This window comes from Allohoeflea poritis, assembly GCF_027889715.1.
Classification (GTDB): domain Bacteria; phylum Pseudomonadota; class Alphaproteobacteria; order Rhizobiales; family Rhizobiaceae; genus Hoeflea_A; species Hoeflea_A poritis.
The window spans coordinates 39155-65789 of the sequence record NZ_JAPJZH010000012.1; the positions used below are offsets into that span (position 1 = coordinate 39155).

General features: G+C 61.1%; 32 protein-coding genes. 20 read left to right on the forward strand and 12 right to left on the reverse strand.

What is annotated here, in order from left to right; all coding sequences use genetic code 11:
- Positions 1–38 precede the first annotated feature (38 nt).
- The 4 genes from OOZ53_RS18210 to OOZ53_RS18225 all read left to right on the forward strand — a co-directional run bounded on the left by OOZ53_RS18210 (position 39) and on the right by OOZ53_RS18225 (position 2723).
- Positions 39–938 carry a DMT family transporter gene (locus tag OOZ53_RS18210; RefSeq protein WP_271091121.1) on the forward strand — a complete coding sequence of 300 codons (900 nt, stop codon included), beginning with the start codon at positions 39–41 and terminating at the stop codon, positions 936–938.
- Positions 939–1359: 421 nt separating this feature from the next.
- Positions 1360–1575: a cold-shock protein gene (locus tag OOZ53_RS18215; protein WP_271091122.1), complete on the forward strand. Its 216-nt coding sequence runs from the start codon at positions 1360–1362 to the stop codon at positions 1573–1575.
- A gap of 191 nt (positions 1576–1766) precedes the next feature.
- Positions 1767–2060 carry a hypothetical protein gene (locus OOZ53_RS18220; protein ID WP_271091123.1) on the forward strand — a complete coding sequence of 98 codons (294 nt, stop codon included), beginning with the start codon at positions 1767–1769 and terminating at the stop codon, positions 2058–2060.
- A gap of 162 nt (positions 2061–2222) precedes the next feature.
- Positions 2223–2723 (forward strand): BA14K family protein, encoded by a 501-nt coding sequence (locus OOZ53_RS18225; RefSeq protein WP_271091124.1) that lies wholly within the window; start codon positions 2223–2225, stop codon positions 2721–2723.
- Between the two features lie 8 nt (positions 2724–2731).
- Here OOZ53_RS18225 and OOZ53_RS18230 read toward each other — a convergent pair whose 3' ends face one another.
- From OOZ53_RS18230 to OOZ53_RS18240, 3 genes are all read right to left on the reverse strand, one after another.
- Positions 2732–3262, reverse strand: coding sequence for a hypothetical protein (locus tag OOZ53_RS18230; RefSeq protein WP_271091125.1), 531 nt, complete (start codon positions 3260–3262; stop codon positions 2732–2734).
- A 79-nt stretch (positions 3263–3341) separates the two neighbouring features.
- On the reverse strand, positions 3342–3989 hold the full coding sequence (locus tag OOZ53_RS18235) for an MBL fold metallo-hydrolase (RefSeq protein ID WP_271091126.1): 648 nt from the start codon (positions 3987–3989) through the stop codon (positions 3342–3344).
- Positions 3990–4114: 125 nt separating this feature from the next.
- Positions 4115–5002 carry a branched-chain amino acid aminotransferase gene (locus OOZ53_RS18240; RefSeq protein WP_271091127.1) on the reverse strand — a complete coding sequence of 296 codons (888 nt, stop codon included), beginning with the start codon at positions 5000–5002 and terminating at the stop codon, positions 4115–4117.
- 272 nt (positions 5003–5274) lie between these two features.
- Between OOZ53_RS18240 and OOZ53_RS18245 the strand changes: the two genes are divergently transcribed.
- The 3 genes from OOZ53_RS18245 (at position 5275) to OOZ53_RS18255 (ending at position 7999) form a co-directional block, all read left to right on the forward strand.
- The gene (locus tag OOZ53_RS18245; protein WP_425499184.1) at positions 5275–5703 is read left to right on the forward strand and encodes a MarR family winged helix-turn-helix transcriptional regulator; all 429 of its coding nucleotides are present in this window, start codon (positions 5275–5277) and stop codon (positions 5701–5703) included.
- A gap of 37 nt (positions 5704–5740) precedes the next feature.
- Entirely contained in the window at positions 5741–6439 is a 699-nt protein-coding gene (locus OOZ53_RS18250; protein ID WP_271091129.1) for a response regulator, read from the forward strand.
- A 177-nt stretch (positions 6440–6616) separates the two neighbouring features.
- Positions 6617–7999: an ATP-binding protein gene (locus tag OOZ53_RS18255; protein ID WP_271091130.1), complete on the forward strand. Its 1383-nt coding sequence runs from the start codon at positions 6617–6619 to the stop codon at positions 7997–7999.
- A 5-nt stretch (positions 8000–8004) separates the two neighbouring features.
- Here the strand turns inward: OOZ53_RS18255 and OOZ53_RS18260 are convergent, their stop codons facing one another.
- The 4 genes from OOZ53_RS18260 to OOZ53_RS18275 all read right to left on the reverse strand — a co-directional run bounded on the left by OOZ53_RS18260 (position 8005) and on the right by OOZ53_RS18275 (position 10336).
- Positions 8005–8346, reverse strand: a complete 342-nt coding sequence (locus OOZ53_RS18260) for a tRNA-binding protein (RefSeq protein ID WP_271091131.1) — start codon at positions 8344–8346, stop codon at positions 8005–8007.
- Between the two features lie 3 nt (positions 8347–8349).
- Positions 8350–9165: a pyrroline-5-carboxylate reductase gene (gene proC / locus OOZ53_RS18265; RefSeq protein ID WP_271091132.1), complete on the reverse strand. Its 816-nt coding sequence runs from the start codon at positions 9163–9165 to the stop codon at positions 8350–8352.
- Positions 9166–9193: 28 nt separating this feature from the next.
- Entirely contained in the window at positions 9194–9694 is a 501-nt protein-coding gene (locus OOZ53_RS18270) for a type III secretion system chaperone family protein (protein ID WP_271091133.1), read from the reverse strand.
- Positions 9695–10021: 327 nt separating this feature from the next.
- Positions 10022–10336, reverse strand: coding sequence for an accessory factor UbiK family protein (locus OOZ53_RS18275; protein WP_271091134.1), 315 nt, complete (start codon positions 10334–10336; stop codon positions 10022–10024).
- Positions 10337–10475: 139 nt separating this feature from the next.
- Between OOZ53_RS18275 and lgt the strand changes: the two genes are divergently transcribed.
- From lgt to OOZ53_RS18305, 6 genes are all read left to right on the forward strand, one after another.
- Complete coding sequence (lgt, locus tag OOZ53_RS18280) at positions 10476–11336, forward strand: prolipoprotein diacylglyceryl transferase (protein WP_271091135.1); 861 nt, start codon at positions 10476–10478, stop codon at positions 11334–11336.
- Entirely contained in the window at positions 11333–12445 is a 1113-nt protein-coding gene (locus OOZ53_RS18285) for a class I SAM-dependent methyltransferase (protein ID WP_271091136.1), read from the forward strand. The genes lgt and OOZ53_RS18285 overlap by 4 nt, the downstream gene beginning before the upstream one ends.
- 78 nt (positions 12446–12523) lie before the next feature.
- Positions 12524–13324 carry a peptidoglycan editing factor PgeF gene (gene pgeF, locus OOZ53_RS18290; RefSeq protein WP_271091137.1) on the forward strand — a complete coding sequence of 267 codons (801 nt, stop codon included), beginning with the start codon at positions 12524–12526 and terminating at the stop codon, positions 13322–13324.
- A 1-nt stretch (position 13325) separates the two neighbouring features.
- Positions 13326–14477: a M24 family metallopeptidase gene (locus tag OOZ53_RS18295; RefSeq protein WP_425499180.1), complete on the forward strand. Its 1152-nt coding sequence runs from the start codon at positions 13326–13328 to the stop codon at positions 14475–14477.
- Positions 14478–14501: 24 nt separating this feature from the next.
- Entirely contained in the window at positions 14502–15146 is a 645-nt protein-coding gene (locus OOZ53_RS18300; RefSeq protein ID WP_271091138.1) for a hypothetical protein, read from the forward strand.
- Positions 15147–15292: 146 nt separating this feature from the next.
- Positions 15293–16225 carry a ribose-phosphate pyrophosphokinase gene (locus OOZ53_RS18305; RefSeq protein ID WP_271091139.1) on the forward strand — a complete coding sequence of 311 codons (933 nt, stop codon included), beginning with the start codon at positions 15293–15295 and terminating at the stop codon, positions 16223–16225.
- Between the two features lie 4 nt (positions 16226–16229).
- Here the strand turns inward: OOZ53_RS18305 and OOZ53_RS18310 are convergent, their stop codons facing one another.
- Entirely contained in the window at positions 16230–16811 is a 582-nt protein-coding gene (locus tag OOZ53_RS18310) for a TetR/AcrR family transcriptional regulator (protein ID WP_271091140.1), read from the reverse strand.
- Positions 16812–17005: 194 nt separating this feature from the next.
- On the opposite strand from OOZ53_RS18310, the gene OOZ53_RS18315 reads away from it, so the two are divergent.
- From OOZ53_RS18315 to OOZ53_RS18345, 7 genes are all read left to right on the forward strand, one after another.
- A complete protein-coding gene (locus tag OOZ53_RS18315) occupies positions 17006–17485 on the forward strand; it encodes a YHS domain-containing (seleno)protein (protein WP_271091141.1) in 480 nt (159 codons plus the stop codon).
- 236 nt (positions 17486–17721) lie between these two features.
- Positions 17722–18399: a 50S ribosomal protein L25/general stress protein Ctc gene (locus OOZ53_RS18320; RefSeq protein ID WP_271091142.1), complete on the forward strand. Its 678-nt coding sequence runs from the start codon at positions 17722–17724 to the stop codon at positions 18397–18399.
- Between the two features lie 33 nt (positions 18400–18432).
- Complete coding sequence (pth, locus tag OOZ53_RS18325) at positions 18433–19146, forward strand: aminoacyl-tRNA hydrolase (protein ID WP_271091143.1); 714 nt, start codon at positions 18433–18435, stop codon at positions 19144–19146.
- 3 nt (positions 19147–19149) lie between these two features.
- Positions 19150–20253: a redox-regulated ATPase YchF gene (gene ychF, locus OOZ53_RS18330; RefSeq protein WP_271091144.1), complete on the forward strand. Its 1104-nt coding sequence runs from the start codon at positions 19150–19152 to the stop codon at positions 20251–20253.
- A 48-nt stretch (positions 20254–20301) separates the two neighbouring features.
- Positions 20302–20889: a hypothetical protein gene (locus tag OOZ53_RS18335; protein WP_271091145.1), complete on the forward strand. Its 588-nt coding sequence runs from the start codon at positions 20302–20304 to the stop codon at positions 20887–20889.
- Between the two features lie 38 nt (positions 20890–20927).
- Positions 20928–21410, forward strand: coding sequence for a MaoC family dehydratase (locus tag OOZ53_RS18340; protein ID WP_271091146.1), 483 nt, complete (start codon positions 20928–20930; stop codon positions 21408–21410).
- Positions 21407–21874 (forward strand): MaoC family dehydratase, encoded by a 468-nt coding sequence (locus tag OOZ53_RS18345; protein WP_271091147.1) that lies wholly within the window; start codon positions 21407–21409, stop codon positions 21872–21874. Before OOZ53_RS18340 ends, OOZ53_RS18345 begins: the two co-directional genes overlap by 4 nt.
- 29 nt (positions 21875–21903) lie before the next feature.
- Here OOZ53_RS18345 and OOZ53_RS18350 read toward each other — a convergent pair whose 3' ends face one another.
- The 4 genes from OOZ53_RS18350 to OOZ53_RS18365 all read right to left on the reverse strand — a co-directional run bounded on the left by OOZ53_RS18350 (position 21904) and on the right by OOZ53_RS18365 (position 26576).
- The gene (locus tag OOZ53_RS18350) at positions 21904–22368 is read right to left on the reverse strand and encodes a DUF2867 domain-containing protein (RefSeq protein ID WP_271091148.1); all 465 of its coding nucleotides are present in this window, start codon (positions 22366–22368) and stop codon (positions 21904–21906) included.
- A gap of 104 nt (positions 22369–22472) precedes the next feature.
- Positions 22473–23534, reverse strand: a complete 1062-nt coding sequence (locus OOZ53_RS18355; protein WP_271091149.1) for a lipocalin-like domain-containing protein — start codon at positions 23532–23534, stop codon at positions 22473–22475.
- Positions 23524–25923, reverse strand: a complete 2400-nt coding sequence (locus tag OOZ53_RS18360; protein ID WP_271091150.1) for an FtsX-like permease family protein — start codon at positions 25921–25923, stop codon at positions 23524–23526. The genes OOZ53_RS18355 and OOZ53_RS18360 overlap by 11 nt, the downstream gene beginning before the upstream one ends.
- Positions 25920–26576, reverse strand: coding sequence for an ABC transporter ATP-binding protein (locus OOZ53_RS18365; protein ID WP_271091151.1), 657 nt, complete (start codon positions 26574–26576; stop codon positions 25920–25922). The genes OOZ53_RS18360 and OOZ53_RS18365 overlap by 4 nt, the downstream gene beginning before the upstream one ends.
- Positions 26577–26635 lie beyond the last annotated feature (59 nt).

Below are 26635 nucleotides of genomic sequence, written 5' to 3' on the forward strand. Positions count from 1 at the left end.
TCATCACACCCGGATTGCTTCTTTCAGGATTGTTTTCAATGAACCGCACAAAGGCGAATCTGCTTCTGTTGCTGGCCGGAGCCGTCTGGGGAATGGGTTTTGTGGCGCAGAGCACCGCCATGGAGGCCATCGGCCCCATGCTCTTCGTCAGCCTGCGGTTTGTGCTGGCGACACTGGCCGTCTTGCCCTTTGCGCTGCGCGAGACCCGAAAGGCTGAAAAGTCCCTTACCCGCTCCGACTGGACCGGATTTGTCTGGATCGGAATTGTGCTGTTCGCCGGCATGGCGTTTCAGCAGGTGGGCCTGTTGACGACCACCGTCACCAATGCCGGATTCCTGACCGGCCTTTATGTTGTTTTCGTCCCGCTACTGGTTGTCATCATCCTGCGCCAGCGGCCGCATCCCGTGATCTGGCCCGCCGCCCTGTTGGCCTTTGCCGGTATCTGGCTGCTCAGCGGCGGCGGCATGACCGCATTGAACCAGGGCGACATGCTGGTGATCGTCTGCGCCGTCTTCTGGGCCGCCCAGGTGATTCTTATCGGCATATACGGCACCCGGACTGGGCGGCCGCTGACAATGTCCGCGGTCCAGTTTGCCGTCTGCGCCGTCCTCGGCTTCCTCGCAGCGGTCGCATTCGAGCCGGTAAACTGGCAGGCCGTCATGGATGCAGCCCCTGAAATCGTCTATGCCGGCGTCTTTTCCAGCGGGCTCGCATTTTCGCTTCAAGCCATAGGACAGCGCTATACCACCTCCGCCCAGGCAGCGATCTTTCTGTCGTCGGAATCCCTTTTCGCTGCCCTGTTCGGTGCGCTGCTGCTGGGCGAACGCATTGCCGGCTTCGGTTATCTGGGATGCTTGTTTATATTTGCAGCAATACTTGCCGTAGAAATAATACCTGCAACCACAAGTAGGAGACGCGGCAAGGAGCGGACAACGTGACATTTAGCCGCCTATGCTCCGCCCGCGTCGTGCATGCGCATTAACCTGCGCTTTACCTTGATTTTACTTGGTTTTTTCCGCAGCAAGGGACAACGAATCGCCGCATTGCCGGTGCGCTTGTACAAGCCTGTGAGTTGCAATACGAAACCGTCACAAAACTTTTTCTTGCTTATTTGTTCCGGCTGGCTCACTGTGTGGCCCGTTCGGGCAATTTGCGAACATGGGAAAACCTACTGATAGCGATGCGGACCGGAGACGCATAAAAATCCGGGTGATCGAAACGCGTGCTGCAAAAGCATCAGGGATCACGATAAACAGGGACCTTTCCGCAATTTTCGAGAACTGCCTGCCCCACCCGCCTTGCGGGTGAAACCGAGGACGCGCGGGCGTGACGCCGGCGGACAACAGAGGACCTGACAGCATGGCCGAGACTGGCACTGTAAAGTTTTTCAATACCGACAAGGGCTTCGGCTTCATCAAGCCGGACACTGGTGAGTCGGATATTTTTGTACACATTTCGGCTCTGAAGGATTCGGGCCTTGAAACACTTCTGGAAAACCAGAAGGTCAGCTTCGAAACCGAACCGGATCGTCGCGGCAAGGGGCCCAAGGCCGTCAATCTGACGATCGTCGAATAGTCCGGCAAGGCCGGGGCGAACAGTGTTGTCCGGTCGGCGGCCGGGCGACACAATGGCAAAAGCAGTACATTAATTTTATTTAATAATTCAACGACTTCCATTCAGTTCACGTTCATCCGCCAGGCGATAGCTTCCGATCCAGACCGAGGGATTTCATGCCCTCGACCAAATCAGACACAGGATCGGATACGATGAACATCTTGACCAAAACAGCAGTGGCGACAGCGGCCGTAATCGCAACGGCCGTCGTTCCCGTGAGCAGCGCAATGGCTGCCGGAAAACCGGCACCTGTCAGCGGCAAGCACCATGTCCACAAGGGCGGCCCGGGCTACTACAAGAAAGGCCCCCGGGTGCACTATCCGCGCGGCCACTACAAGAAGCCGCCGGTGGTCGTCCACAAGGGCAAGAACAACGCGGCGGCGATGGGCCTGCTCGGCTTTGCCGCCGGTGCCATCATTGGCGGCGCACTGGCCAATGGCTCCTAAAAACAAACAGAAACTTTGCGACGGGCGCGCGGAGTAATCCGCAGCGCCCGTTTCCTTTTGCCGTCTTCGGTTCCGTTCAGCTTGCGTTCAGGCAGCGCCTCCTAGGTTGAGGCCAACATCACAACGCAACGCATTCGCAAGCCACCGAGAGGAACATGGAAGATGGGAAATCCGGTTAAAGTACTCGTCGCCACCCTTGCCGTCGCCGCCGTCGCGGCCGCTCCGCTGTCGCAGGCCTATGCGCACGACCGCGGCCGCCCGCATCATCATGGTGGCTGGAACGGCCACAAGCACAAGCACCACAAGCGCCATCGCAAACCGGTCATTGTAGAAAAGAACAATGATGACGCCCTGCTTCTCGGCGTTCTCGGCCTTGCCGCTGGTGCGATCATCGCCGGCGCAATCCTGAGCGAGCCGCCACGCCCGGCGCCGCAGCCGGACTACTACCCGCAACCGGACTATTATCCGCCGGCGCCCAACAACCATTCCTATTCGCCGAACTACTATCCGCCCGCGCCGTCTTCGGTGAACACGGCCGGAGCCATCGAACCGTGGACCGACGAATGGTACCGCTACTGCGCACGGCGCTACCGCTCATTCGATCCGACCACCGGAACGTTTCGCGGCTATGACGGCTACGACCATTTCTGCGTCGCGCGCTAGGGCCTGCCTTAGTCAATACCGAGAGCGCGAAGTTTCTTGGAAGCACGGGATGCGACGGACTTTCGCGCATCGGCACTCAAACGCTCCAGGTGCGGACGCAGCCAATTGAGCAGATCTGCGTCCGCGCCGGCCCATTTCGATAATGTTTCCATGCTGTTGTTGAGCACGATCCAGTCATCGTGATTCTCAAGATTCCGCTTCATGATCGCGAGCGCGGCGGACCGCTGCTTCTCGTCCATGTCCCCGGATAGCCGGTCGAAGAGCTGTGCCAATGTCCACTGCGCCGAGGCCTGGTCAAGCGCCCCGATCTCTTCGATGAAGCGGTCGATATAGGGAACGAGAAGGTCGTGCTTCTCCGCTTCGACCCGCTTCATGGCATTGGAGGTCCGAAGCCGAACGACTTCGTTGTTGCTCCGATAGCAACCGAAGAGCTCATCGAAACGACCTGTTTCGGAAAGCACCAGATCGACGACCTCGACGGTTCTCCCGAGTGAATTGGGATGCCCGCCGGTCAGCATGTCTTCAAAGGTCTCGGCCATTTCGTGGTTCGCCCGGTTGGCTGCAGTCCAACCGGTACCTTATGGCTCCTTGAAGGCCGCCGCTAGACCGCTTTTCGGCCTAGATCCCCTTGAGGAACGGATTGGTGAGACGCTCCTCGCCGATCCGCCCGCCCGGCCCGTGACCGCAAATGAAGCCGACATCATCGCCCAGGGGCAGGACCTTGTCGCGGATCGAGTCCAGCAATTGCTGATGATTGCCGCCCGGCAGATCCGTGCGGCCGATGGAGCCACGGAACAGAACATCGCCGACATGGGCAAACCCGGCATTCCTGTTGAAGAAGATAACATGGCCGGGTGCATGGCCGGGGCAGTGATAGACCTCGAATGCGTGCTCGCCGAAGGAGACCGTCTCGCCCTCCTCGAGCCACCGGTCAGGGGTCACATTGCGCACCGCATCTTCAACCCCGAACATCCGCGCCTGGTCTTCCAGGCCCTGCAGCAGATTAAGATCATCCTTGTGCGGCCCGACAATTTCGACACCGAGCGCGTCCTTCAGATCCATGGCGCCGCCCGCGTGGTCGATATGCCCGTGTGTCAGCCAGATCGCCTCGATCTCGATCCCGTTCTTTTCCAGGACCTCTTGAATCGCCGCCACATCACCGCCCGGGTCGACCACCACACCGCGCTTTGTGTCGCCGTCGAACAGAATCGTGCAATTTTGCTGAAATGCGGTAACCGGAACGATGCCGGCCTGGATCTGGCCCATGGTGGTTTTCCGTTGTTGGAGAAGTTGCTCAGGCTATTTGCCACGCGGCGCGCCGGAATTGCAAACAAAAGGGTGCGCGGCAAAGGCTGACGCGCACCCTGCAGAATTTCTAGAGCGTGTCTGGCTTAGGCAGCTTCGCGAACCGGCTGGACCGCCTTCGTGTAGTCGTTCACCAGATTGGTGGTGATTTCGCCGACCGTAAACGTGTAGGGGCCGATCTCGGATACCGGCGTCACCTCGGCCGCCGTTCCGGTCAGGAAGCATTCCTCGAATTCTTCCATCTCTTCCGGCATGATCGCCCGTTCGACGATCTCGTAGCCGCGTTTGCGGGCAAGATCGATGACGGTGCGCCGGGTGATGCCGTCCAGGAAGCAATCCGGCGTCGGCGTATGGATGACCCCGTCCTTGACGAAGAAGACATTCGCGCCCGTTGCCTCGGCCACGCGGCCGCGCCAGTCGAGCATCAGCGCATCGGCATAGCCCTTGCTCTCCGCCTCGTGCTTGGACAGCGTGCAGATCATGTAAAGGCCGGCCGCCTTGGATTCGCTCGGGATCGTTCTCGGGTCCGGGCGGCGATATTTGGCCATGTCGAGCCGGATACCCTTCAGCCGTTCCTCCGGCTTGAAATAGGACGGCCACTGCCAGATGGCGATGGCCAGGTTGATGCGGTTCTGCTGGGCGGATACGCCCATCATCTCGCTGCCGCGCCATGCGATCGGCCGCACATAGGCATCCTCGAAACCCTGGCGCTGCAGAAGCTCGTTGCAAGCGTCATCGATTTCCTCGACGCTGTAGGGAATCTCGAACCCCAGCAGTTCCGCCGATTTGTGCAACCGCTCGGTGTGCTCGCGCAGCTTGAAGATCTCGCCGCCATAGGCCCGTTCGCCCTCGAACACGGAACTCGCATAATGCAGGCCGTGCGACAACACGTGCAGCTTCGCATCCTTCCACGGAACGAACTCGCCATTGTACCAAATCTCGCCCTCAAGCTGATCGAAGGGGACCGATGCCATTGCGTTACCTCCAGCGCCTCGCGCTTCATTCGATATGTTATTCGCCGGGTATGAGAAAAGCCCGATAATATCCGGAATTGAGACGTTGGGCGCATATGCGCCGCGAAAACGCCAATACCGTGCCGATTAGGGGGTTTTACATCCTTGACGTGGAAAGAGGCTACCAATAGCATCAAATTATGTCAACAAGGCTGACATATTTGAAAGGGAAGAACGCAATGGCGTCCGAAAGGGCACGAAAATTACCCGATGCCGACACGATCACGGGCCCCATGTCGGAAAGCGACGGCATCGATTTCGATATCATCGAGATGCTGTATTTCGCCTATCGCGACTTCACCTCGGATCCCGATGCGATCCTGGCCCGTTTCGGCTTCGGGCGCGCGCATCACCGGGTCGTCCATTTCGTCAACCGGCAGCCTGGCATGACGGTTGCCGACCTGCTCGACACGCTCAAGATCACCAAGCAAAGTCTTGCCAGGGTTCTGAAACAACTGATCGATTCCGGCTATATCCATCAGGTCGAAGGCCCCAACGACCGCCGCCAACGGCGGCTTTACCCCACCCGCAAAGGCCGGGAACTGGCGCTGGAACTGGCACGGCCACAGTCTCGCCGCATAACCGAAGCACTAAGGGGTATTGATACACAGGGGCAAGAACTGATCAGACGGTTCCTCAAGGGAATGGTCAATCGGGATTGACGCCGATAGGCTTTGAAGAATTGCATAAGGAGGCGGCATGCAGGCTGAATTGCTTTCTGACAATGCTGCGCATCTGCTCGTCGTGGATGATGATACGCGCATTCGCGACCTGCTGAACCGGTATTTGAGCGACAAGGGTTTCCGGGTCACGACCGCCGCCGATGCCGCCGAGGCCCGGCGCAAGCTCAACGGGCTCGAATTCGACCTGCTTGTTGTCGATGTGATGATGCCGGGCGAGACCGGGGTTGCCTTGACCAAATGGCTGCGCGAACTGCGCGATGTGCCGATCCTCATGCTGACGGCGCTGGCCGAGATCAACAGCCGCCTCGAAGGGCTGGAGGCCGGTGCCGACGATTACCTCGCCAAACCCTTCGATCCGCGCGAGCTCGTGTTGCGGATCAACAATATCCTCAAGCGCGGCGGACCGCCGGAAATCCCGCAGATCGAGCAGATCGTTTTCGGCCCCTACACATTCGGTCTCGCGCGGCGCGAATTGAAGAAAGGCGCGGAAGTGGTGCGCCTGACCGACCGCGAACAGGAAATCATGGTTCAGTTCGCCCAGCGCCCGGGCGAGACGATCCCCAGGCACGAGCTGGTCGGCCAGGATATCGATATCGGCGAGCGCACCATCGACGTCCAGATCAACCGCTTGCGCCGCAAGATCGAGGAAGATCCCGCCAATCCCATGTGGCTGCAGACCGTGCGCGGCATCGGATACCGGTTGAGCGTCGAGTAGCGTCGTCGCCCTTTATTCTGCCAGGACGGATACGGGTTTTTTCCTGACCGGACGGGGATTTATCCTGCACGGATCGCTCTAAACGGGTCGAAATCCGCTTTCCCTGATATAAGATGGTTTCATCCGGACCTTCCGGCACCATTTACGGTGCGAAAGGACTGTTAACGGGAATGCCTGATGACGACCATTGACTCCATTCGGCGCGATCACGAGCGGTACCCGCCAAAGGGCTACCGGCGTTTCACACGCTGGTTCACGCGTCGCATTCCGACGGGTCTGTATGGCCGCACGCTGCTGATCATCATCCTGCCGATGGTCATCCTGCAGTCCGTGATCGCCTTCGTCTTCATGGAACGTCACTGGCAGACCGTGACCCAGAGGCTTTCGACGGCGGTCACCCGGGACATCGCCGCGATTATCGACGTCATCGAAACCTACCCCCAGGACGCGAATTACGACGAGATAACCCGGATGGCGCGGGACCGCCTTGAGCTTAACATTGCCATCGAGCCTGACGGCACTTTGCCGCCGCCGCGTTCCAAGCCTTTCTTTTCGATCCTGGATTCGATCCTCAGCGAGGAGATCACCCGTCAGGTAAAACGCCCGTTCTGGATCGACACGGTCGGCGATTCCAACCTGGTCGAGATCCGTATCCTGCTTGACGACAAGGTCTTGCGCATCTTTGCCCGCCGCAGTCAGGCCTATGCCTCCAACACGCATATTTTCCTTCTCTGGATGGTCGGAACGTCCCTGGTGCTGCTGATCATCGCGATCCTTTTCCTGCGCGGACAGATCCGCCCGATTCTCAGCCTGGCCGACGCGGCCGAAAGCTTCGGCAAGGGCCAGAAAATGCCGGAGGACTTCCGCCCGCGCGGTGCCGACGAGATCCGGCGGGCCGGCCTCGCCTTCATCCGCATGCGCGAGCGGATCGAGCGGCAGATCGAGCAGCGCACGGCGATGCTGACCGGCGTCAGCCACGACCTGCGCACCATCCTGACCCGCTTCCGGCTGCAACTCGCCCTTGTCGGTGACGAGGCCGAAACCACCCGTCTCAATGACGATATCGACGACATGCAGTCGATGCTGGAGGGCTATCTTTCATTCGCACGCGGCGAGGCCCAGGAGGATGTCGGTGAACTCGATCTAAACAGGCTTTTCGACAAGCTGAACGAGCACGCGCATGTACATGGCCGGAATCTGGCCTGCACGCTCAACGGACAACCGCTGATCAAGGTCCGGCCGAACGCCTTCTCGCGCCTTGTCATCAACCTTGTCTCGAATGCCTGCCGGCACGCACAGAACGTCACCGTCGAAGCGAATGTGCGCACCGGGTGGCTGACGGTGACGATTGACGATGACGGCCCCGGAATTCCGCCGGAACTGCGCGAGGATGTCTTCAAGCCGTTTTTCCGCCTCGACGAATCGCGCAACCAGGACAAGGGCGGCACGGGGCTCGGTCTTGCAATCGCACTCGACATCGCCCGCAGCCATGGCGGCGATATCTCACTCGCCGACAGCCCCATGGGCGGCCTGCGGGCCGTCGTACGGGTTCCCGCGTAGTAGATTCAGAAGAGTTTGCCGCCGTTCGGCACCGTCTTGTCGATGGCCGCAAGCACGACTTCGCCGTCCTCGTCGGGAAAGCCGAGCACCAGGACCTCCGACATCATCGGCCCGATCTGGCGTGGCGGGAAATTGACCACAGCAATCACCTGCCGGCCGACAAGATCCTGCGGCGCATAATGCTTCGTGATCTGTGCCGAAGACTTGCGCACGCCGATCTGCGGGCCGAAATCGACCTTCAGCCTGATCGCCGGTTTGCGGGCTTCCGGGAAAGGTTCAGCTTCGACAATGGTCCCGACCCTGATGTCGACCTTCTCGAAATCGGACCAGGCGATCTGCTCAGACATGGCTCACCCGTGTTCCGCCAGCTCATGGGCGCGTTTCTTCGCCGCCGCGATCGCCTCGTCAAACAGCGCCTGCAGCGCGTCATCGCGCATCAGCACATCGAGAGCCGCCGCCGTCGTGCCGCCCGGTGACGTCACGCTCTTTCGGAACGCGGCCGCATGGTCGGCCGACTGGTGCAGCAATTCGCCGGCGCCCGAGACGGTCGCGCGCGCCAGCCGCATCGCCATCGCGTCTTCAAGGCCCGCTTTTCGGCCGGCCTCGGCCATGCATTCGACAAGAAAAAAGACATAGGCCGGCCCGCTGCCGGAGAGCGCCGTTACCGCATCGATCTGATCTTCGGTCTCGACCCATTCAACCGGACCGGTCACCATCAGCAATTCGTTGGCAAATGAGCGCTGTTCGTCGCTGACCCTGTCATTGGCGACCGCCGCAGTAATCCCGCGGCCGATCATCGCAGCCATGTTGGGCATCGAGCGAACGATGGCGACATCGCCGAGATGACGGGCCATGGTCCCGATCGTCGTTCCCGCGGCGATGGAAATGCAAACCGTGTCCGGTCCGATCAGCGGCTTCAGGCCGGGAAGCACGGACCCCATCATTTGCGGTTTGACGGCCACAATCAAAGCGCCGGCGGTCACATCGCCCGGCACGGCAGGACAGTGGCGTATGCCCTCCGATTTCAAGAGTTCGGCCATCGCCGGAGCGGGTGACGGATCGACGACAATGATCGCGCCCGGTTCGGTGCCGGACGCGAGCCATCCGCGCATCATCGCACCACCCATGTTGCCGGCGCCCACAAGGACGACGGGACCGGATGTCATGATTTCGGACCTCGCTGGTCTGTTACTGTCAGGCCTCTCCGACGGTCTCGAAAAGGACCGTTTCGGTGGCGCTCTTGGCGTCCATACCTGACCAGATCACAAACTGAAAGGCCTGAAAATACAATTCGCAGGTTTCCAGCGCGCTCGACAACAGCACCTCGACCTGCTGGTTTGTCGGCTCGGCGCCGCCTGACAGGAGCAGCGATTGCCGGAAGATAATCACGTCCTCCTGCTGCCAGAAATCGAAGTGCCCCATCAGGATCTGCCCGTTGAGCAGATGCAGAAGCTTGACCACTTCGCTGACCCTGTTGTCAGGCACCTTGATATCGAATGCGCAGGCAAGATGGAGGGCCTCGAAATCCTCCATCCATGAAAAGGAAACGTGGTATTCCGACCAGCGCCCCTCAACGGTCATGGCGATTTCATCCTCGCCGGACCGCTCAAACGACCAGTCATTGTTGGCCGCCACGTACTCAATCATGTCAACAGGATTGAGTTCGCGCTCATATTCAAATTCCATAAGGCTCATGCCGCACCTTTTCTCCCCGAATCTCAATGTTCACAGGCGCAAAAAATCCTCGCCGCGCCCACGCTGAACCCGGAAGCAACTTACGCACACTACAAACTAGAACCGGACCGCCTGCCACTCGCCCACAAAGACAGTTAAGGCCCTCTTCGAATCATCATTTAAAATCAGTGTATAACGGCAGAGTCACAGCGCCACCCCTTAAATGCAGGGACATCGAAATCCGATGTGGATACGCGGTGAATCAATTCCCGAGCACCCGAGTCTAAGGGATTCTGGGAAAAGGTATTTTCCTCACAGAATTGTGGACGTGGCGATACGACAAAAAAATTACGAGGCCTTGCCGGCTCCGGTGCTTTTCTTCCGTGTCGCTTTCGGTTTCGCCCCGCCTTCGAGCTCCGCTACCCGTTTCTCCAGGGCGTCGATCCGTGCCGAAAGCGCATCGTTCTCGTCGCGCGCACGGGCCGCCATCTCCCGAACGGCCTCGAATTCCTCGCGCTGGACGACATCCATATTGTTGAGAACCCGTTCGGCTTGCGCGCGTAGCGCCGTCTCGACTTCGTCGCGCAGGCCCTGGGCGGCGCCCGCCGCATCCGTCATCAGCCTGGCGAAATCATCCAGAATTCGATTGGGGCCTGTGGTCATCTTGCTGCCTCGCTTTTGCTGGTAACGCACCATCCTTCGATATAGTGAGTTAAGGATTCGGACCGGACGACGCAACCCTTGACCATGGCGGCAGCCACCGGCATGGTCCGGCCCGTCCGCATAAAGATTTGGATTCGACATGGACCCCGTACTGGCCGCGCTGCCTTTCCCGAACATTGATCCGGTGCTGTTTTCCATCGGCCCACTCGCCGTGCACTGGTACGGGCTTGCCTATGTGGTGGGCATTCTCCTGGGCTGGCGCTACGCCCGCATCCTTGCCGGCACGAACCGGCTCTGGTTCGATGGCCGGCCGGCAATGCGGGTTTCGGATATTGACGATTTCCTGATCTGGGGAGCGGTCGGCATCGTGCTTGGCGGCCGGCTCGGCTACATTTTCTTCTATGATTTTGCCGCCTTCATGCACAATCCCTTGCGCATGTTCGAAATCTGGAAGGGCGGCATGTCGTTCCATGGCGGGCTTCTGGGCACCATCATCGCCATGATCTTTTTTGCCCGCAAACGCGGCATTTCAGTCTGGAGCCTGTTTGATGTCATTGCCGCCTCGGCCCCGATCGGACTTTTCCTCGGCCGTATCGCGAACTTCGTCAACGGGGAGCTGTGGGGACGCGTCAGCGACGTTCCCTGGGCGGTGATTTTCCCGACCGGAGGCCCCGAGCCGCGCCATCCCTCCCAGCTCTATGAAGCTTTGCTCGAAGGCCCGCTGCTTTTCTTCGCGCTCTATCTTCTAATTTTCCGTTTCGGCAAGCTCCAGCGGCCGCGCTATATCGGCGGCGCTTTTCTGCTCGGATACGGCGCCTGCCGCATCCTTGTCGAATTCTTCCGCGAACCGGACGCCCATATCGGCTACCTGCTCGGCGGCTGGCTGACCATGGGCATGGTCCTTTCGATTCCCATGCTGCTGATCGGCCTCGTCGCCATGGCCTATGCTAAACCGCCGACCCAGCCGGCGCCGGTCGGGGACAGCGGAAGCAGCCATTGACAACGCCGCTGGCAAAGAAACTGCGCCGCCTGATCGAAGCAACCGGGCCGATCAGCGTCGCCGACTATTTCTCGGCTTGCCTCGGCGATCCGGAATTCGGCTACTACCGCACGCGCGAGCCGTTCGGCGCCGCCGGCGATTTCATCACCGCGCCTGAGGTCAGCCAGCTTTTCGGCGAGATGATCGGCATTTTCCTGGTGTCGGCCTGGCAGGCCCACGGCAGGCCGGACACGGTCCGGCTCATTGAAATCGGGCCAGGACGCGGGACCCTGATGGCCGATGCCCAACGCGTTATCCAGAAGCTTGCGCCGGATTTCACCGAAACCGCGAGCGCGCATCTTGTCGAAACCAGCGAGAGACTGACGCAGATACAGCGGGAGACGCTTGCAAATGCGCCCATCGATTGCCGCTGGCATTCCACGCTGACGGATGTTCCGGAGGGCTTCACCCTGCTTTTCTGCAACGAACTCTTCGATGCATTGCCGATTCGCCAGTTCATCAACACGGATGCCGGCTTTCAGGAGCGGCTTGTGACTGTCGGCGATGACGGCACGCTTGCCTTTGGCGTCGGAACCGCAGCAATCGAACCCGATGCCCTGCCGGGTCCGGCCCGGCCCGGCGACATATTCGAGATCGCCCCCGCGCGCGAGGCCGTCATGGCCGAAATCGCCGCGCGGCTGCGACACTGCAGCGGAACGGCGCTTGTCGTGGATTACGGCCATCTGAAAAGCGGCTTTGGCGACACGCTGCAGGCGGTAAGGCGGCAGGCTTTCGCCGATGTCCTGGAGGCGCCGGGCGAGTGCGACCTGACCAGCCACGTGGATTTCGAGGCACTTGCCGCAGCAGCGGCGTCCGAGGGCGTCAAAATCTGGCCAGCCATGACCCAGGGCACTTTTTTGCTGGAACTCGGGTTGCTGCAGCGCGCCGGCGCCCTGGGTTCCGGCGCAAGCGCGGCAATGCAGGAAGAAATCCACAATTCGGTTGAGCGCCTGGCGGGCACCGGCCAGGGTCAGATGGGAAGCCTTTTCAAGGTCTTGTGCGTGAGCGGCAGCGACATTCCCCTTGCCCCGTTCGCACGCGGAACCGGCGCATCGGAAGGTCCGTCTTAAAAGCACTCCAATCCTGTGATTGACAGACAAGCCCAGTTTGATCACCATCCCGCCGGATGAAAAGCCGAGAGGCCAGCCATGCTCGACCGTGAGCGACCCGAACCGATCACCAGTCCGCTTCTGGACGAAAGCTGCGCCGGTACAGCCATCCGCCACGGGTTTTTCACGCGGCATGGCGGCGTATCCAGGGGCATCTATGAGGGGCTGAATGTCGGGCTGGGCTCGAACGATGAGCGCGCCCATGTGGTGGAAAACCGCACACGCGTCTGCAGTTGGTTCCCGCTGCCAGCGGAGAGGCTCGCAACGCCGCATCAGATCCATTCAACCGATGTCATCGTCGTCGATGAAAAATATGAGGGCGAACGTCCCAAAGCCGACGCGATGGTCACGGCGGCGCCCGGCATCATTGTCGGCGTCCTGACCGCCGATTGCGGTCCGATCCTGATGGCCGACCCGCAAGCGGGTGTCGTCGCCGCCGCCCATGCCGGATGGCGCGGCGCCCTTTACGGCATCATCGGCAATACGGTCGCAGCGATGGAAGCTTGCGGCGCTGCGCGCGAGCGCATCGTCGCCTCCATCGGCCCCAGCATAAGCGGCCCGAACTACGAGGTCGGCCCCGAATTCGTCGAACGGTTCGTAGCTGAGGACGCGCAGAACGTCGTGTACTTCACGCCGTCCGAACGCGACGGCCACAGCAATTTCGACCTGCAGTCCTATATACTTGCGCGCCTGGCCGAAGCCGGCGTAGCCGCGCAGTATAGCGGCCGCTGCACCTATGCCGATGAGGCGATGTTCTTTTCATACCGCCGCACCACACATCGCGGCGAGCCCGATTACGGGCGACAGATTTCAGCAATAAGCATTGTCGATGGAGGATAGGGTGACCCAGCATTTTGACATGGAAGAATTCCGCTGGCGAAAACGCCGCCTCATCGACGCCATGCAGGACAACGAGCTCGACGCCATGCTGCTCTTCGCCCAGGAGAGCATGTACTGGCTGACCGGCTACGATACGTTCGGATTCTGCTTCTTCCAGACATTGATCGTCACCTCCGACGGCTCGATGCGCCTGCTCACCCGCTCGGCTGATCTGCGACAGGCGCGCCACACCTCGATCATCGAGGACATCTCCGTGTGGACGGACCGTGCCAATGCGGATCCGACTATGGAGCTGAAGAACCTGCTCAACGACATGGACCTGCTCGGATGCCGCATCGGGGTCGAATATGATACGCACGGACTGACCGGAGCCAACTGCCGCAGGCTCGACAACCAACTGCAATCCTTCGCCGACCTGGTCGACGCATCGGGTGTTGTTTCAAGCCTGCGGCTCATCAAGAGCCCCGCCGAGATCGACTACATCAAGACTGCGGCCGGCCTTGCCGATGCGGCGCTGGACGCCGCCCTGCCGCTGATCAAGCCCGGCGCGGACGAAGCCGATATTCTTTCTGCCATGCAGGGCGCGGTCTTTTCCGGCGGCGGTGATTATCCCGGCAACGAGTTCATCATCGGTTCGGGCCGCGATGCGCTCCTGTGCCGATACAAATCCGGCCGGCGCAAGCTTGAAGAGAACGATCAGCTGACCCTGGAATGGGCCGGTGTCTTCGCCCGCTACCATGCCGCGATGATGCGCACCGTCATTGTCGGCAAGCCGAGCGAACGGCATCTCGAGCTCTACGACGTGTGCCGGGAGGCGCTTGAGGAAATCGAACAGGTTCTGCGTCCGGGTCACAATTTCGGCGATGTGTTCGCTACCCATGCAAAGGTCATGGAAGATCGCGGACTGACCCGCCACCGGCTGAATGCGTGCGGCTATTCGCTGGGCGCCCGCTTCACGCCGAGCTGGATGGAACGCGAGATGTTCTATTCCGGAAACGAACAAAACATCAGGGCGGATATGTCATTGTTTGTACATATGATTATTATGGACTCTGAATCCGGGACAGCCATGACGCTCGGACACACCTATTTGACCACCGATGACGACCCGGTTGCGCTTTCGGCCCACAACCTGGATCTGATCGTCAAATAGGCAGCCGTCGGAAGAGGTTGTAACTTGCGTAGGAAGACTGTTGTCACAATACTGGTCGCCCTGTTCGCGCTGCAGCTCGCGGGTTGCACGACGGCCCGGTTGACGGACGCCTCACTGCTGCGTCCCAATGCGGATGTCGGGACGCAGGACCCGCTGACATCGGTCAACCCCGACGACCCGGCTGAGCCCGTCGATCAGATCGGCTCCGATCAGCCGGCCATTCCGACGGAGCAGACGACAACCAACTCAACACCGGCGCGGTCCAGTTCCACGGCAAGTCTCGCGCCGCGCAACGGCGCATCGAACATCAGCTTCACACCGGTCATCGGCGCCCCGGTCAGCGCCGTGCGGCCGCTCTCGCGTCAGCTCGGTTCGGAAGCCCGCGCCCGCGGTCTGGTCATTCTCAATTCCGGTGACGGAAACAGCAATCACATCCTCAAGGGCTACTTTTCCGCCTTCACCGACGGCGACAAGACGACCGTCGCCTTTGTCTGGGACGTTCTCGATGGCGGTGGAAACCGCCTGCATCGTATTCGCGGCCAGGAAATCGCGCAGGGCACCGCCGCCGATCCCTGGAATGTCGTCCAGGATGCGACCATGGAAACGATCGCAGCCCGCACCATCGCCGAGTACATTGCCTGGCGCAGCCAGCCCGGTTCGGGTGGTTAGAGCGCAGGGCGGAAATATGGCACCTTGGCGACGGGGGAAGTGGCTGAATTCTGGGTAAAATCCACGAATGATCGGGATGAGACTTGCATTCGCGCGCGGGGCCGCTAAAACGCCGGCCATCGGGGTACCAGCATAGGCAGCGCGCCATGAAACTTTTTTCGGGCAATTCGAACAGGGTCCTCGCAGAAGCCATCTGCAATTATCTCAACATTCCGCTCGGCAATGCCACGGTCCGGCGCTTCGCCGACCAGGAGATTTTCGTCGAGATCAAGGAAAATGTACGCGGTGAGGACGTCTTCATCATCCAGTCGACCGCCTATCCGGCAAACGACCATCTGATGGAGCTTCTCATCATGACGGACGCGGCCCGGCGCGCCTCGGCAAGACGCATTACGGCGGTGCTGCCCTATTACGGCTATGCCCGTCAGGACCGCAAACCCGGCGCCCGCACGCCGATCTCGGCCAAGCTGGTGGCCAACCTGATCACCGAGGCCGGCGCCAACCGTGTGTTGACGCTTGATCTGCATGCCGGCCAGATCCAGGGTTTTTTCGACATTCCGACGGACAATCTCTTCGCGGTTCCCATCCTCGCCCGGGATATCAAGGAAACCTATGATGTCTCCAACATCATGGTCGTCTCGCCCGATACCGGCGGCGTCGTGCGTGCACGCGCTCTGGCCAAGCGGCTCGATTCCCTGCTGGCGATCGTCGACAAGCGCCGCGATCGGCCCGGCGAATCCGAAGTCATGAACGTTATCGGCGATGTGTCGGGAAAAGACTGCATTCTGATCGATGACATTGTCGATTCCGGCGGCACTTTGTGTAACGCGGCAGAAGCCCTGCTCGAAAACGGCGCGACAAGCGTCACCGCCTATATAACCCACGGTGTCCTGTCTGGCGGCGCGGTTGCCCGGGTTACCGCGTCAAAGCTCAAGGAACTGGTGATTACCGATTCCATCCAGCCCACGACTGCGGTCCAGAACGCCCACAATATCCGCGTCATCACCACGGCCAATCTGATCGGCGAGGCGATCAGCCGCACCGCATCGGAAGAATCGGTCTCCAGCCTGTTCGATTGATTGTTTAGAGTATCCGCCGGTTCAGCAACTCGCCCAGCAGGTTTTTCCAGTCGGCGTTTTGATCGCCCGTCTTGCTCATTGCCTGCGCACCGAGATAAAGCCGCGTGATAATGGCCGCCTTGCGATCCCGGGATTCCGTGTCGAACGGGTTTATGCCCGGAACATCGCCAAGTGCATTGTAGATCGCGGACTGAAGCCTGTTGGACATGGCGGCGGTCTTTTCCGCGACGGCGGAATCGTGCGGTCCCAGTTCCACCATCGCATTGCAGACGAAACAGCCGCGCGGAGCAACGCCTTCTCCGCACCCGGTCTGCTCGAAGAGCCGCAGGATCCGGGATGTACCGTCCCCTATGGAGCGGTCGCTCAACAGCGCGACCGCGGAACCGATGCAGGTGCGGTCATAGTGATCCAGCGCCGCCAGATAGGCCGAGTGCTTGTCTCCGAACGCCTTATAGAAGGATCCCCTGGAAACGCCCATCGCATGCAGCAGTTCCGGCAGGTTCGTTGCCGTATATCCCAGGCGCCAGAAAATCTGCATAGCGCCGTCGACAGCGGTGTCCATGTCGAATTCTCTTGGGCGGGCCATGGTTGCGCAGCTCTGCTCCTGCCAGTCGAAACAAGACGTTTCTATCAGTCATAAGAGCGCAGCACGATTTTTCAATCAAGTTTCGCTCACATTCATTTGTTTTGTACCAATTGGTTCCAAACTATACAACACATCTCAACCGGAGCTTTTCAGATCCGTTCCGGCCCTGAACCCGATGAACCGAGGAGACCGATATGTTCAAAGTCCTGAAGACAACCCTTGCAGGTGTCGCACTTTCCGCCGCACTTCTGACATCCGCACTGGCCGCAGGCGTAGATGTCAACGCAACGACCACCGGCCTTGCCTTGCGCGGCTATGACCCGGTCGCCTATTTCACCGCGGGCGCACCGACACCGGGCGATTTCCAGATCACCGCCGAGCACAACGGTGCCACCTACCGTTTCGCAAATGAAGAAAACAAGGCGCTCTTTGTCGCCAATCCGGATGCATACGCACCGGCCTATGGCGGCTATTGCGCCTTCGGCACCGCAATGGGCTTCAAGTTCGACGGCGATCCGCATCTGTGGCGCATTGTCGACAACAAGCTCTATCTGAACCTGGCGCCGGGCATCCAGGAACGCTGGGAAGCAGACCGCGCCAACCTGATCACCGCTGCCGATGAGCAGTGGGTTTCGATCTCGGAAAAAACTCCGGAAGAACTGCAGGCCGAATAAACCGGTCTGACCCGACCCCGTCCGCGGCGTTCCTCCCTCCGCCCGGACCCCTGCGAGCGGCGCCCTCCCCGGCGCCGCTTTGCGCTTGCATCGCACAAATCCCTCCGCTATATAGCGCGCGTCCGCGTAGACACCCTTGGAGGCAACGCGGCGGGGCGGCCACTGGCCGCTCGATGTTTTTACGGGCTTTGAACCGTCCGGGAAACACTCCAGATAGTACCTCGAAAGGACAAGCCATGAGCAATTATGAGCTCGTTGCCGAGGCGCGCGAACGGGTTGGTAAGGGGTCCGCCCGCGAACTTCGCCGCAACGGTAAGATTCCCGCCGTCATCTACGGTGGCAAGGAACCCCCTGTTTCCATCGCCCTTCCCTACAAGGAAGTGACGATGAAGATCCACGGCGGTGGATTTTTGACGACCATCGCGACCATCGATGTCGACGGCAAGAAGATCCAGGTTCTGCCCAAGGACTACCAGCTCGACCCGGTTCGCGATTTCACCATGCATGTGGATTTCCTGCGCATTTCCAAGGACACCGTGGTGACCGTTGAAGTGCCTGTTCAGTTCATCAACGAGGAAGAGTCGCCCGGCCTCAAGCGCGGCGGCGTTCTCAATGTCGTCCGTCACGCGGTCGAAGTTGTTTGCCCGGCCAACAACATTCCGGAGAACTTCATCGGCGACCTGACGGGTCTCGATCTCGGCGACGGTATCCACATATCCAACATCACCCTGCCGGATGATGTCGAGCTGACGATCACCGACCGCGACTTCACCATCGCGACGATTGCCGCGCCTGCCGGCCTCAAGAGCGAGGAAGAGGAGCAGGAAGGCGAAGAAGCCGTCGATGCAGCCGGCGAAGAGGCGGCCGAAGGCGGCGACGAAGACGCAGCCGAAGGAGGCGACGGGGAGGAATAGTCCCCGCCCGCCGCATTACGGAGACCGGTGCACATGCTGCTCGTTGCAGGCCTTGGCAATCCCGGCTCCCGCCATGCGGGCAATCGCCACAATATCGGATACATGGCGGCGGACGCGATTGCCCGCCGCCATTCCTTTTCGAACTGGTCGAAAAAGTTCCGCGGCGAGATCGCCGAGGGCCACATGGCCGGCGAGAAAGTGCTGCTGATCAAGCCGCAGACCTACATGAACCTTTCCGGCGAGAGCATCGGCGAGGCCATGCGGTTCTACAAGCTGGCACCCTCCGATCTCATCGTCATCTACGACGAACTGGACCTCGCGCCGGGCAAGGTGCGGATCAAGACCGGCGGCGGCCATGGCGGCCACAACGGCATCAGGTCCATCGACTCCCATTGCGGCAAGGACTATCGGCGCCTGCGTCTTGGCATCGGCCATCCCGGTCACAAGGAACGGGTCAACAGCCATGTGCTCGGCGACTTCGCCAAGGCCGACCGCGAGTGGGTCGAGACGCTGCTGGAGGCGGTTGCCGATAATTTCCCGATGCTGATCGAGGGCGATGATTCGGGCTTCCTCAACAAGATCGCTGTGGCGCTGGGCAACAGCGCCCCGGGCAACGGCAAGAAAAACGCAGACCCGCAAAAGGGCCAGTCGCATATTCGCGCCGCGCGGCCAAAAACAGCTCCCGAGCCACCGAAATCGGGACCCATGGCGGATATGCTGAAAAAACTGTTTGGAAACAAGGATTAAGCAATGGGTTTCAAGTGCGGCATCGTCGGCCTGCCCAATGTGGGCAAGTCCACCCTCTTCAACGCCCTGACCAAGACCGCTGCCGCGCAGGCCGCCAATTATCCGTTCTGCACGATCGAGCCCAACACGGGCGAAGTCGCCGTGCCCGACGCCCGGCTCGGCAAGATAGCCGAGATCGCCAAGTCAAAAGAGATCATTCCGACCCGTATATCCTTCGTCGACATCGCCGGCCTCGTGCGCGGCGCGTCGAAGGGCGAAGGTCTGGGCAACCAGTTTCTCGCCAATATCCGCGAAGTGGATGCGATCGTCCATGTGCTGCGTTGTTTCGAAGACGACGACATTACCCATGTCGAAGGCAAGATCGATCCGGTTGCCGACGCCGACACGATCGAGACGGAACTGATGCTGGCCGATCTTGAAAGCCTTGAGCGGCGAACCGAACAGACGCGCAAGCGCGCCACCGGCAGGGAAAAGGAAGCGCTGCTCATCCTTCCGATGATGGAAAAGGCCCTTGAACTGCTGCAGAACGGCAAGCCGGCGCGTCTGCTGCTTGACGGCATCGCGGCCGAGGACCTGCGTCTGCTCCAGTCGCTCAACCTTCTGACATCCAAGCCTGTCCTCTACGTCTGCAATGTCGACGAGGCGCATGCCGCAAGCGGCAATGAACAGACCGGGGCCGTCGCCGCGATGGCGGCCGGACAGAATGCGCAGACGGTCATCATCTCGGCGGAAATCGAGTCCCAGCTCGCGCAGTTGGAGGCCGAGGAAGCGGTCGAATTCCTGTCCGAGCTCGGACTTGAAGAAGCCGGTCTCGACCGGCTGATCCGCGCCGGCTATAAGCTCCTCGACCTGATCACCTTCTTTACCGCCGGCCCGAAGGAATCGCGCGCTTGGACCGTCAAGCGCGGTGCCAAGGCACCCCAGGCGGCCGGCGTGATCCACACCGACTTCGAGCGCGGCTTCATCCGCGCCCAGACCATTGCCTATGACGATTTCGTCGCCTTCAGCGGTGAGGTGGGCGCACGCGACGCCGGCAAGGCCCGCGACGAAGGCAAGGAATATGTCGTCCAGGACGGCGACGTCATGCTCTTCAAGTTCAACACCTAGAGCAGAGGCTGTTGCAACGGCACTCCCGCCATTGCACAGTTGCGCTCCATGAACACACAGACCCATGTGCTGCTGGCCGCCGCGATCCTGGCAAAGCCCGGCAAGCCGGCCCGCAACACGGCGGTCATTGTCGGCGCGCTCGTTCCGGACCTTGCCATATACACGCTGTTCATCTGGTCCAAAATCGCCGGCATACCCGAGCGCAGGGTCTGGTCGGAGCTTTATTACAATCCGCCCTGGTCGGACGCCGTAACCGTCGGCAATTCGGCGCCGCTCTACATCCTGATCCTGTTGATCGGTCTGCTCGCCTCGAAATGGTATCGTCCTGCGATTTTGCTGGCCGTATTCGCCATTGCCGCATTGCTTCACCTGGCCGCCGACCTGCCGGTGCATGTCGATGACGCCCATGCCCATCTGTGGCCGCTTTCGGACTGGCGCTTCCGCTCTCCGGTGTCCTATTGGAACCCGAACCATAACGGCGATATCTTCACGATCGTCGAGGCAGGCATCGGCATCGTGCTCAGCATTATCCTCTGGCGGCGCTTCCATGCCCTTTGGGTCCGCGCGCTTCTGGTGCTCGCCATTGTCGCCTATCTTGGCCCGCCGCTCTATTTCGGCCTGTTCGCGCAACTTTGAGGCTGACATTCGGGGCAGATCGCGGCATAAGGTCAACCATGAACAATCAGCAAGACCAAGAAAAGAAACTGGCCTTTGAGGACTTCAAGCCCGGAAGCCGGTTCGAACTCGGCCCCTACCCGGTCAGCGCCGAGGAGATCATAGCCTTTGCCAGCGAGTTCGACCCGCAACCCATGCATCTCGACGAGGCCGCCGGAAAGGCAAGCATCCTCGGCGGGCTCTCCGCCTCCGGCTGGCACACCTGCTCGATGATCATGCGCATGTTCATCGACGGCTATATCGGCAACTCGACCTCGCAGGGCGCACCGGGAGTCGATTCCTGCGAATGGAAACGGCCCGTGCTTGCCGGCGACACGCTTAGCGGAACCTCGACCGTCAAATCGGCGCGGCGCCTGCAGTCGCGTCCCGGCATCGGCGCCGTCGAATTTCGCCATGAGATCTGCAACCAGCGCGGCGAGCTTGTCTGCGCGTCGGAAAACACCGGGTTTTTTGCCTGCCGAAACGAGGGAGACCCCCAATGAGCGGTCTCGACGCCTTCGAGATCGGCCATCGCGCGGATCTCGGCACCTACACATTCACGCCCGAGGCCATCATCGCATTCGCCCGAAAATTCGATCCGCAGCCCTTCCATCTGGACGAGGAGGCCGCCCGGCACACGATGCTCGGCGCCCTTTGTGCTTCCGGCTGGCACACGACGGCGGTCTGGATGAAAAAGAACATCGAATACCGCGACCGCTGGCTGGCCGAGCTCGAAGCGAGCGGCAAACAGGCACCGGTCATGGGACCGTCGCCCGGTTTCCGGAACCTGAAATGGCTGAGACCCGTCTATGCCGGCGACACGATCCGCTATTTCAACACCTTCCTGTCGGCAAGGCAGCGCAAGACGAAGCCGGAATGGGGCATCGTCGAACTGAATTCCGAGGGTTTCAACCAGAATGGCGAACAGGTGATCGCCTTCGACAGCGCCGTGCTGGTGCGCATCTGAAAACAGGCCCCGGCAAAACCACCCTGCAGCTATGGCCTTGACGCAACGCGCGCCAGGGCATTGCGGGCAATCAGGATGTGAAACGGCATGATAACGGCCAGATAAAGCCGTCCGCCGATATTGTGCGGATGCGCCCAGGTTGCGAGCGACACCCGTCCGTTTTCGGAAAAGACCGAAACGCGGAAGTCGAGATGCTTGTCGTTGAACCCGGCAATCAGTTCCGATGCCGTTTCCGCCTCCACCGGGAACGGCCCGATCTTGTCGACCGCCGCCGGCCCGTCATTGGACAACCCGAAGGGCGCGGTCAACACGCGCCGCAAAAGAACCAGAAACCGCGCCCAACCCGGAAATGCCGTGATGATCTCAGCCGCCGGGCGCGGCGGCATCGGGGATTCGACGCTGTAACAGTCAAGAAAATCGCCATGCGCCATGCGGCCATGCAGGATGCTGCCGACCGGCAGGGCGGAAGCCGTGACCCTTGGTCTGTGTTCCATGGTTCCGGTTACCCTTGATCGCTTCAGGTGAGCAAACGGCTCGCCCTTTATCGAAATGGGATCGGACCCTTGACCGACAACGTGTCAAAACGACCCATCGCCCGTCATTCGTAGCCCGTCATTTCCAGATAACCTTGGCCGCGCCGGCTGCCCTCGGCGGTAACGGGGCCTTCCCAATAGGGAACAAGCGTCTCCATCCAGCTTTGCGGATTGATGGCCCTGACCGTGATATCGAGGTCACGCTCTGCGAGCTGCAATCGCCATTCGACCGGCACATCCCGGCCCGCGACCCGCCGCACACGCCCCGGCGTCATCTTCAAAACACCGTCGCCATAGGCTGTCGTTTTGCCGCCCGGTTCGATCCAGGTGGCCGATGTGTAGGCGTCCGTGCTGCGGCTGCGCAGCCGGAAGCCCATGAGCTTCGCGCCGTCGTCGAAATGCAGCGACAGCCAGTCCCAGCCGGTCTGGTCCGGATCGAGTGGTTGCGACGACCACTCGCGGTCGAGCCAGGCCCGGCCACTGACTGTGAACCGGCCGGACGGCAGGGTGATCGTGCCGGTGACCGTGTAGAAGGGCTGCGAATAATAATAGCTTGCCTGTCCGGAAGCCGATTTGACCGACAGGCCGTTGTCGCCGTGCAGCACCAGCGGTCCGGACGCGGTAAGCGCGATATCGTAAGAAAAATCCGGGCCACGGGCGAATACCCGAAGCGCCGAGAGCGAATCGTTACCCGGCGCTGCCAGGCTGGTCATCCGCCAGTCGTCGATCCAGGCCGAGAACGGAACAGCGGTCACCCCGGCCTGGCCGATTCCGCCGCGGGAAAAGCGCTCGGTTGAAAAATGATCCTCTCCGGTCGTTACGCCGGCATGCGCCATCCATGTCTGGGATGCGGACCAGCCCTTCCCTGCGGTGGGACGTAGCGCGGACCGGAAAAGGGTCCATTGCAGCCCGAAATCAGCGCCGTTTTCGTCTTTCAGATTGGCCGTCAGGTACCACCACTCGATGCGGAAGTCGGGATGCGGTCCGTGATCCTGCGGAAACACAAGTTCCCGCCCGGGTTCTGGCACCGAAAATCCCTCGGCATCCGTACCGAGGCCCGCAAAACCCTGCGCCCTCACGCCGCATGTCATGAGGAGAAACAGCAAGAGGAGAATTCTAACGCTCATGAACGAAGACCTTGAGAAAATTCGCCGGCTGGGTCCGCGCCAGTCGCCAGACCGGTATGGCGGCGGCAACGCCGGCCGCCAACACGGCCATTGCCAGAAGCTGGAACCACGCGGCGGGAAAGATATGCATCGGAAGACGCCAGCCGAACGCCTCGACATTGACAATGGCAAGAAGCACCCAGGCGAGAAGCAGCCCGACCGGCAACGCCAGGAGCCAGGTCAGAACCGCAAGCGCCAGCGTTCGCAGCATCTCAAGCCGTGCAAGCTCCGCGCGGGTCGTTCCGACGGCCCACACCGGAGCAAGCTGCATCAGACGCATCGAAGACAGCGTCAGCAGATTGGCAAAGATGGCGAAGGCGGCAATGCCAAGCGTGAATATGTTGAGCGCTCCCGTGACCAGGAAGGTGCGGTCGAAAATCTGGAGCGAGAACCGTTTCAGATCGGCCTGATTGAGTATATTGCCCGGCGGAAGACCGAACTCGTCGACAAGCGCCTCGGCCAGCGCCTGCGCGTCCCGCGGCGGCACACGCACGGCATGGCGCAGTTTCGCGATGTCGGGAAAGGACGCCATGAGCCGGTCATGCTGCACGATCATCTGCCCGGTCGGATTGCCGTAATCGGAATAGACCCCGACAATCTCCTCCGCCCAATCCGGCGTTATGGCAATGCGGTCGCCCAGCCGGTGGCCACCGCGCCTGTACATCTGCTCGTTGATCAATGCGCCCTCGCCCGCCGCCACCCTGTCCCAGACATCCTCAAGGCTTTCCAGCAGCGGCCAGTGGTCCCGGTAGGTCGCATGGTCGACGATGCCGTAGACGAAGACAGGTGCCCCGCCGATGTCGACCTCAAGACTTCGCATCGGCAACACCGCATCCGCCCGGCCGGCGAGGAACGACCGCAATTCCTCCGCCTGCGCCTCATTGTCTGCCGATACGTAGAGTTCCGAGGCAAGGCGCTGGTCCAGCCAGCCGGTGAACGTATACCGGAATGACGAGACCATGGTGCCGACGCCGATATTGGCGGCCAGCGCGAGCATCAGCGCCATGAGCGCCAGCGAAAGGTTGGGCACCTGCTGGCGCATATCGGCCCACACCCACTCGGCCATGACGGATCGGGATGCGCGCGCGCCCAGCGCGAGGACAAGGGACAGGAAAGCCGGCAGAAGCAGCGCGGCGCCGAGAAGCAGCGCACCCAGCGTCAAGAAGCCTGCCGTCAGACCGCGTCCGAACCAGGCCAGCAAAAGCGCGGCCAGCAAAAGCACCAGGCCGCCCAATGTGGTCCAGACCGTGTTCTTCCGGCTCGCCATTGCCCAGGCGCGCGGCTGGGCCGGGGCCAGGAGCGGCAGGCGCGCGATGCGCCACAGGCCCTGCCACACGGCGAGCAAAGCGCCGCCCAGCGCGATGGCCAGGCCGGTGAGAACCCAATCCGGCCGCAAGGTGAGTGTACCGGGGACGTTCGCGCCGTAGAGACCGGCGAGCGTCGCCGCGACGTCCGGCAGCAGCAGTGCGGCGATGCCATAGCCGAGCATGACGCCAAGCAGACCGGCAATCAGCGCCAGCAAAACGATCTCGGTGAGCAGAAGCAGAACGACCGCACGGTTGGGCATGCCGAGCGCACGCAATGTGCGGATGACCGCACGGCGCTGCTCGAAGGCAAGCCCGATTGTCGCGTGGACAATGAACAGGCCGACGGCGAAGGACAGGAAAGCAAAGGCCGTCAGGTTGAGGTGAAAACTGTCTGTCAGCCGGGCGATGTCGCCTTGCGCATCGGGCTGAACGCGCCTGAGGTCGGGCACGATTTGCGAAAGCGGCTCGAGCCCGCCAGGCTGTTCGGCCGCCAACAGCAGATAATCGAAATCGCGCCGCTCGAGCAGCGACCATGCGGTCGCGATGTCCGCCATCAGATCCCCCGGTGCGACCCGCAGCGATGTGCGCAGGTTAAGATCTGTATCACCGAGCGCCGCCACGGTATCGGGATGCGCAAGGACAAGGCCATCGCCGATGAAGGCAGCGATATCTTCATTGCCGGATAAGCCGATCGGCGCCGCGCCCCGCGGCAGCGTAAAGACATCGAAGCCCATCACCCGCACGCGGTTTTGCCCCAGCCTCAAATCTCCGGTGACAACCGGCGAGACCAGCCAGCCGGCGCGCCTGAGAGAAACGAAACGGTCAGCGGCAATCGGCCCGCCGCTGTCCGATTGCAGCTGTTCCAGCGTATCCTGCCCGAGAACGGCCGCGGCCCGGCTGTAACTCGACCGTGCCTCGCTGTTGATTGCCTGAACGCCCGTCCACAGGCCCGTCGCCAGCGCCAGGCCGCCGATCAGGGTCAGCAACTGCAGCGGCCGGTAGCGCCAGTGGGAAAGGAGAGCAGCGAAGCCGGCGGCAATCATTGCAACAGGCCGTGCGTCAGATGCAGCCGGCGGTGCAGAAGACCGGCCAGCTTGGTCGAATGCGTGACCAGGATGAAGCCGGCCTTCACATCGGATACAAGCTGCAGCATCAGCTCGATCACCACGTCGCCCGTATCCTCATCGAGATTGCCGGTCGGCTCGTCGGCGAGGATCAGATCGGGCTTGGCGGCAAGCGTGCGGCCGATCGCCACCCGCTGCTGCTGGCCGCCCGACAGTTGCTCCGGATAGCGGTTGAGACACGCGGCAAGGCCGAGCCGCTCGGTCAGTTCCGCATTCCAGTCCTCATCGAGCTTTCCGGCCAGCCGCGCGTGAAAGGCAAGGTTCTGGGCAACCGTCATCGAGGGAATGAGATTGAACTGCTGAAAAACCAGGCCGATCTTTCCGCGCCGCACGGCAGCGAGCTGCGCATCCGTCATGCCGGCCAGATCGGCGCCCGAAACCCTGATTTGACCGCCATCGGGCATGTCCAGTCCGGCGATCAGGTGCAGCAGCGTGCTTTTGCCGGAACCCGATTCGCCCGTCAGCGCCAGGTGCTGACCCGCATCCAGTTCGAAAGAAACGCCCTTGAGAACGCCGACCCTGCTTCCCTCGGTGTTGTAGGATTTTCTGACATCGCGCAGCGTGAGCAGCATGGCGGTTCCGGTGTTGATTCTGGATGTAAATATAAGGTCTTCGGCCCGGATGGAAATGC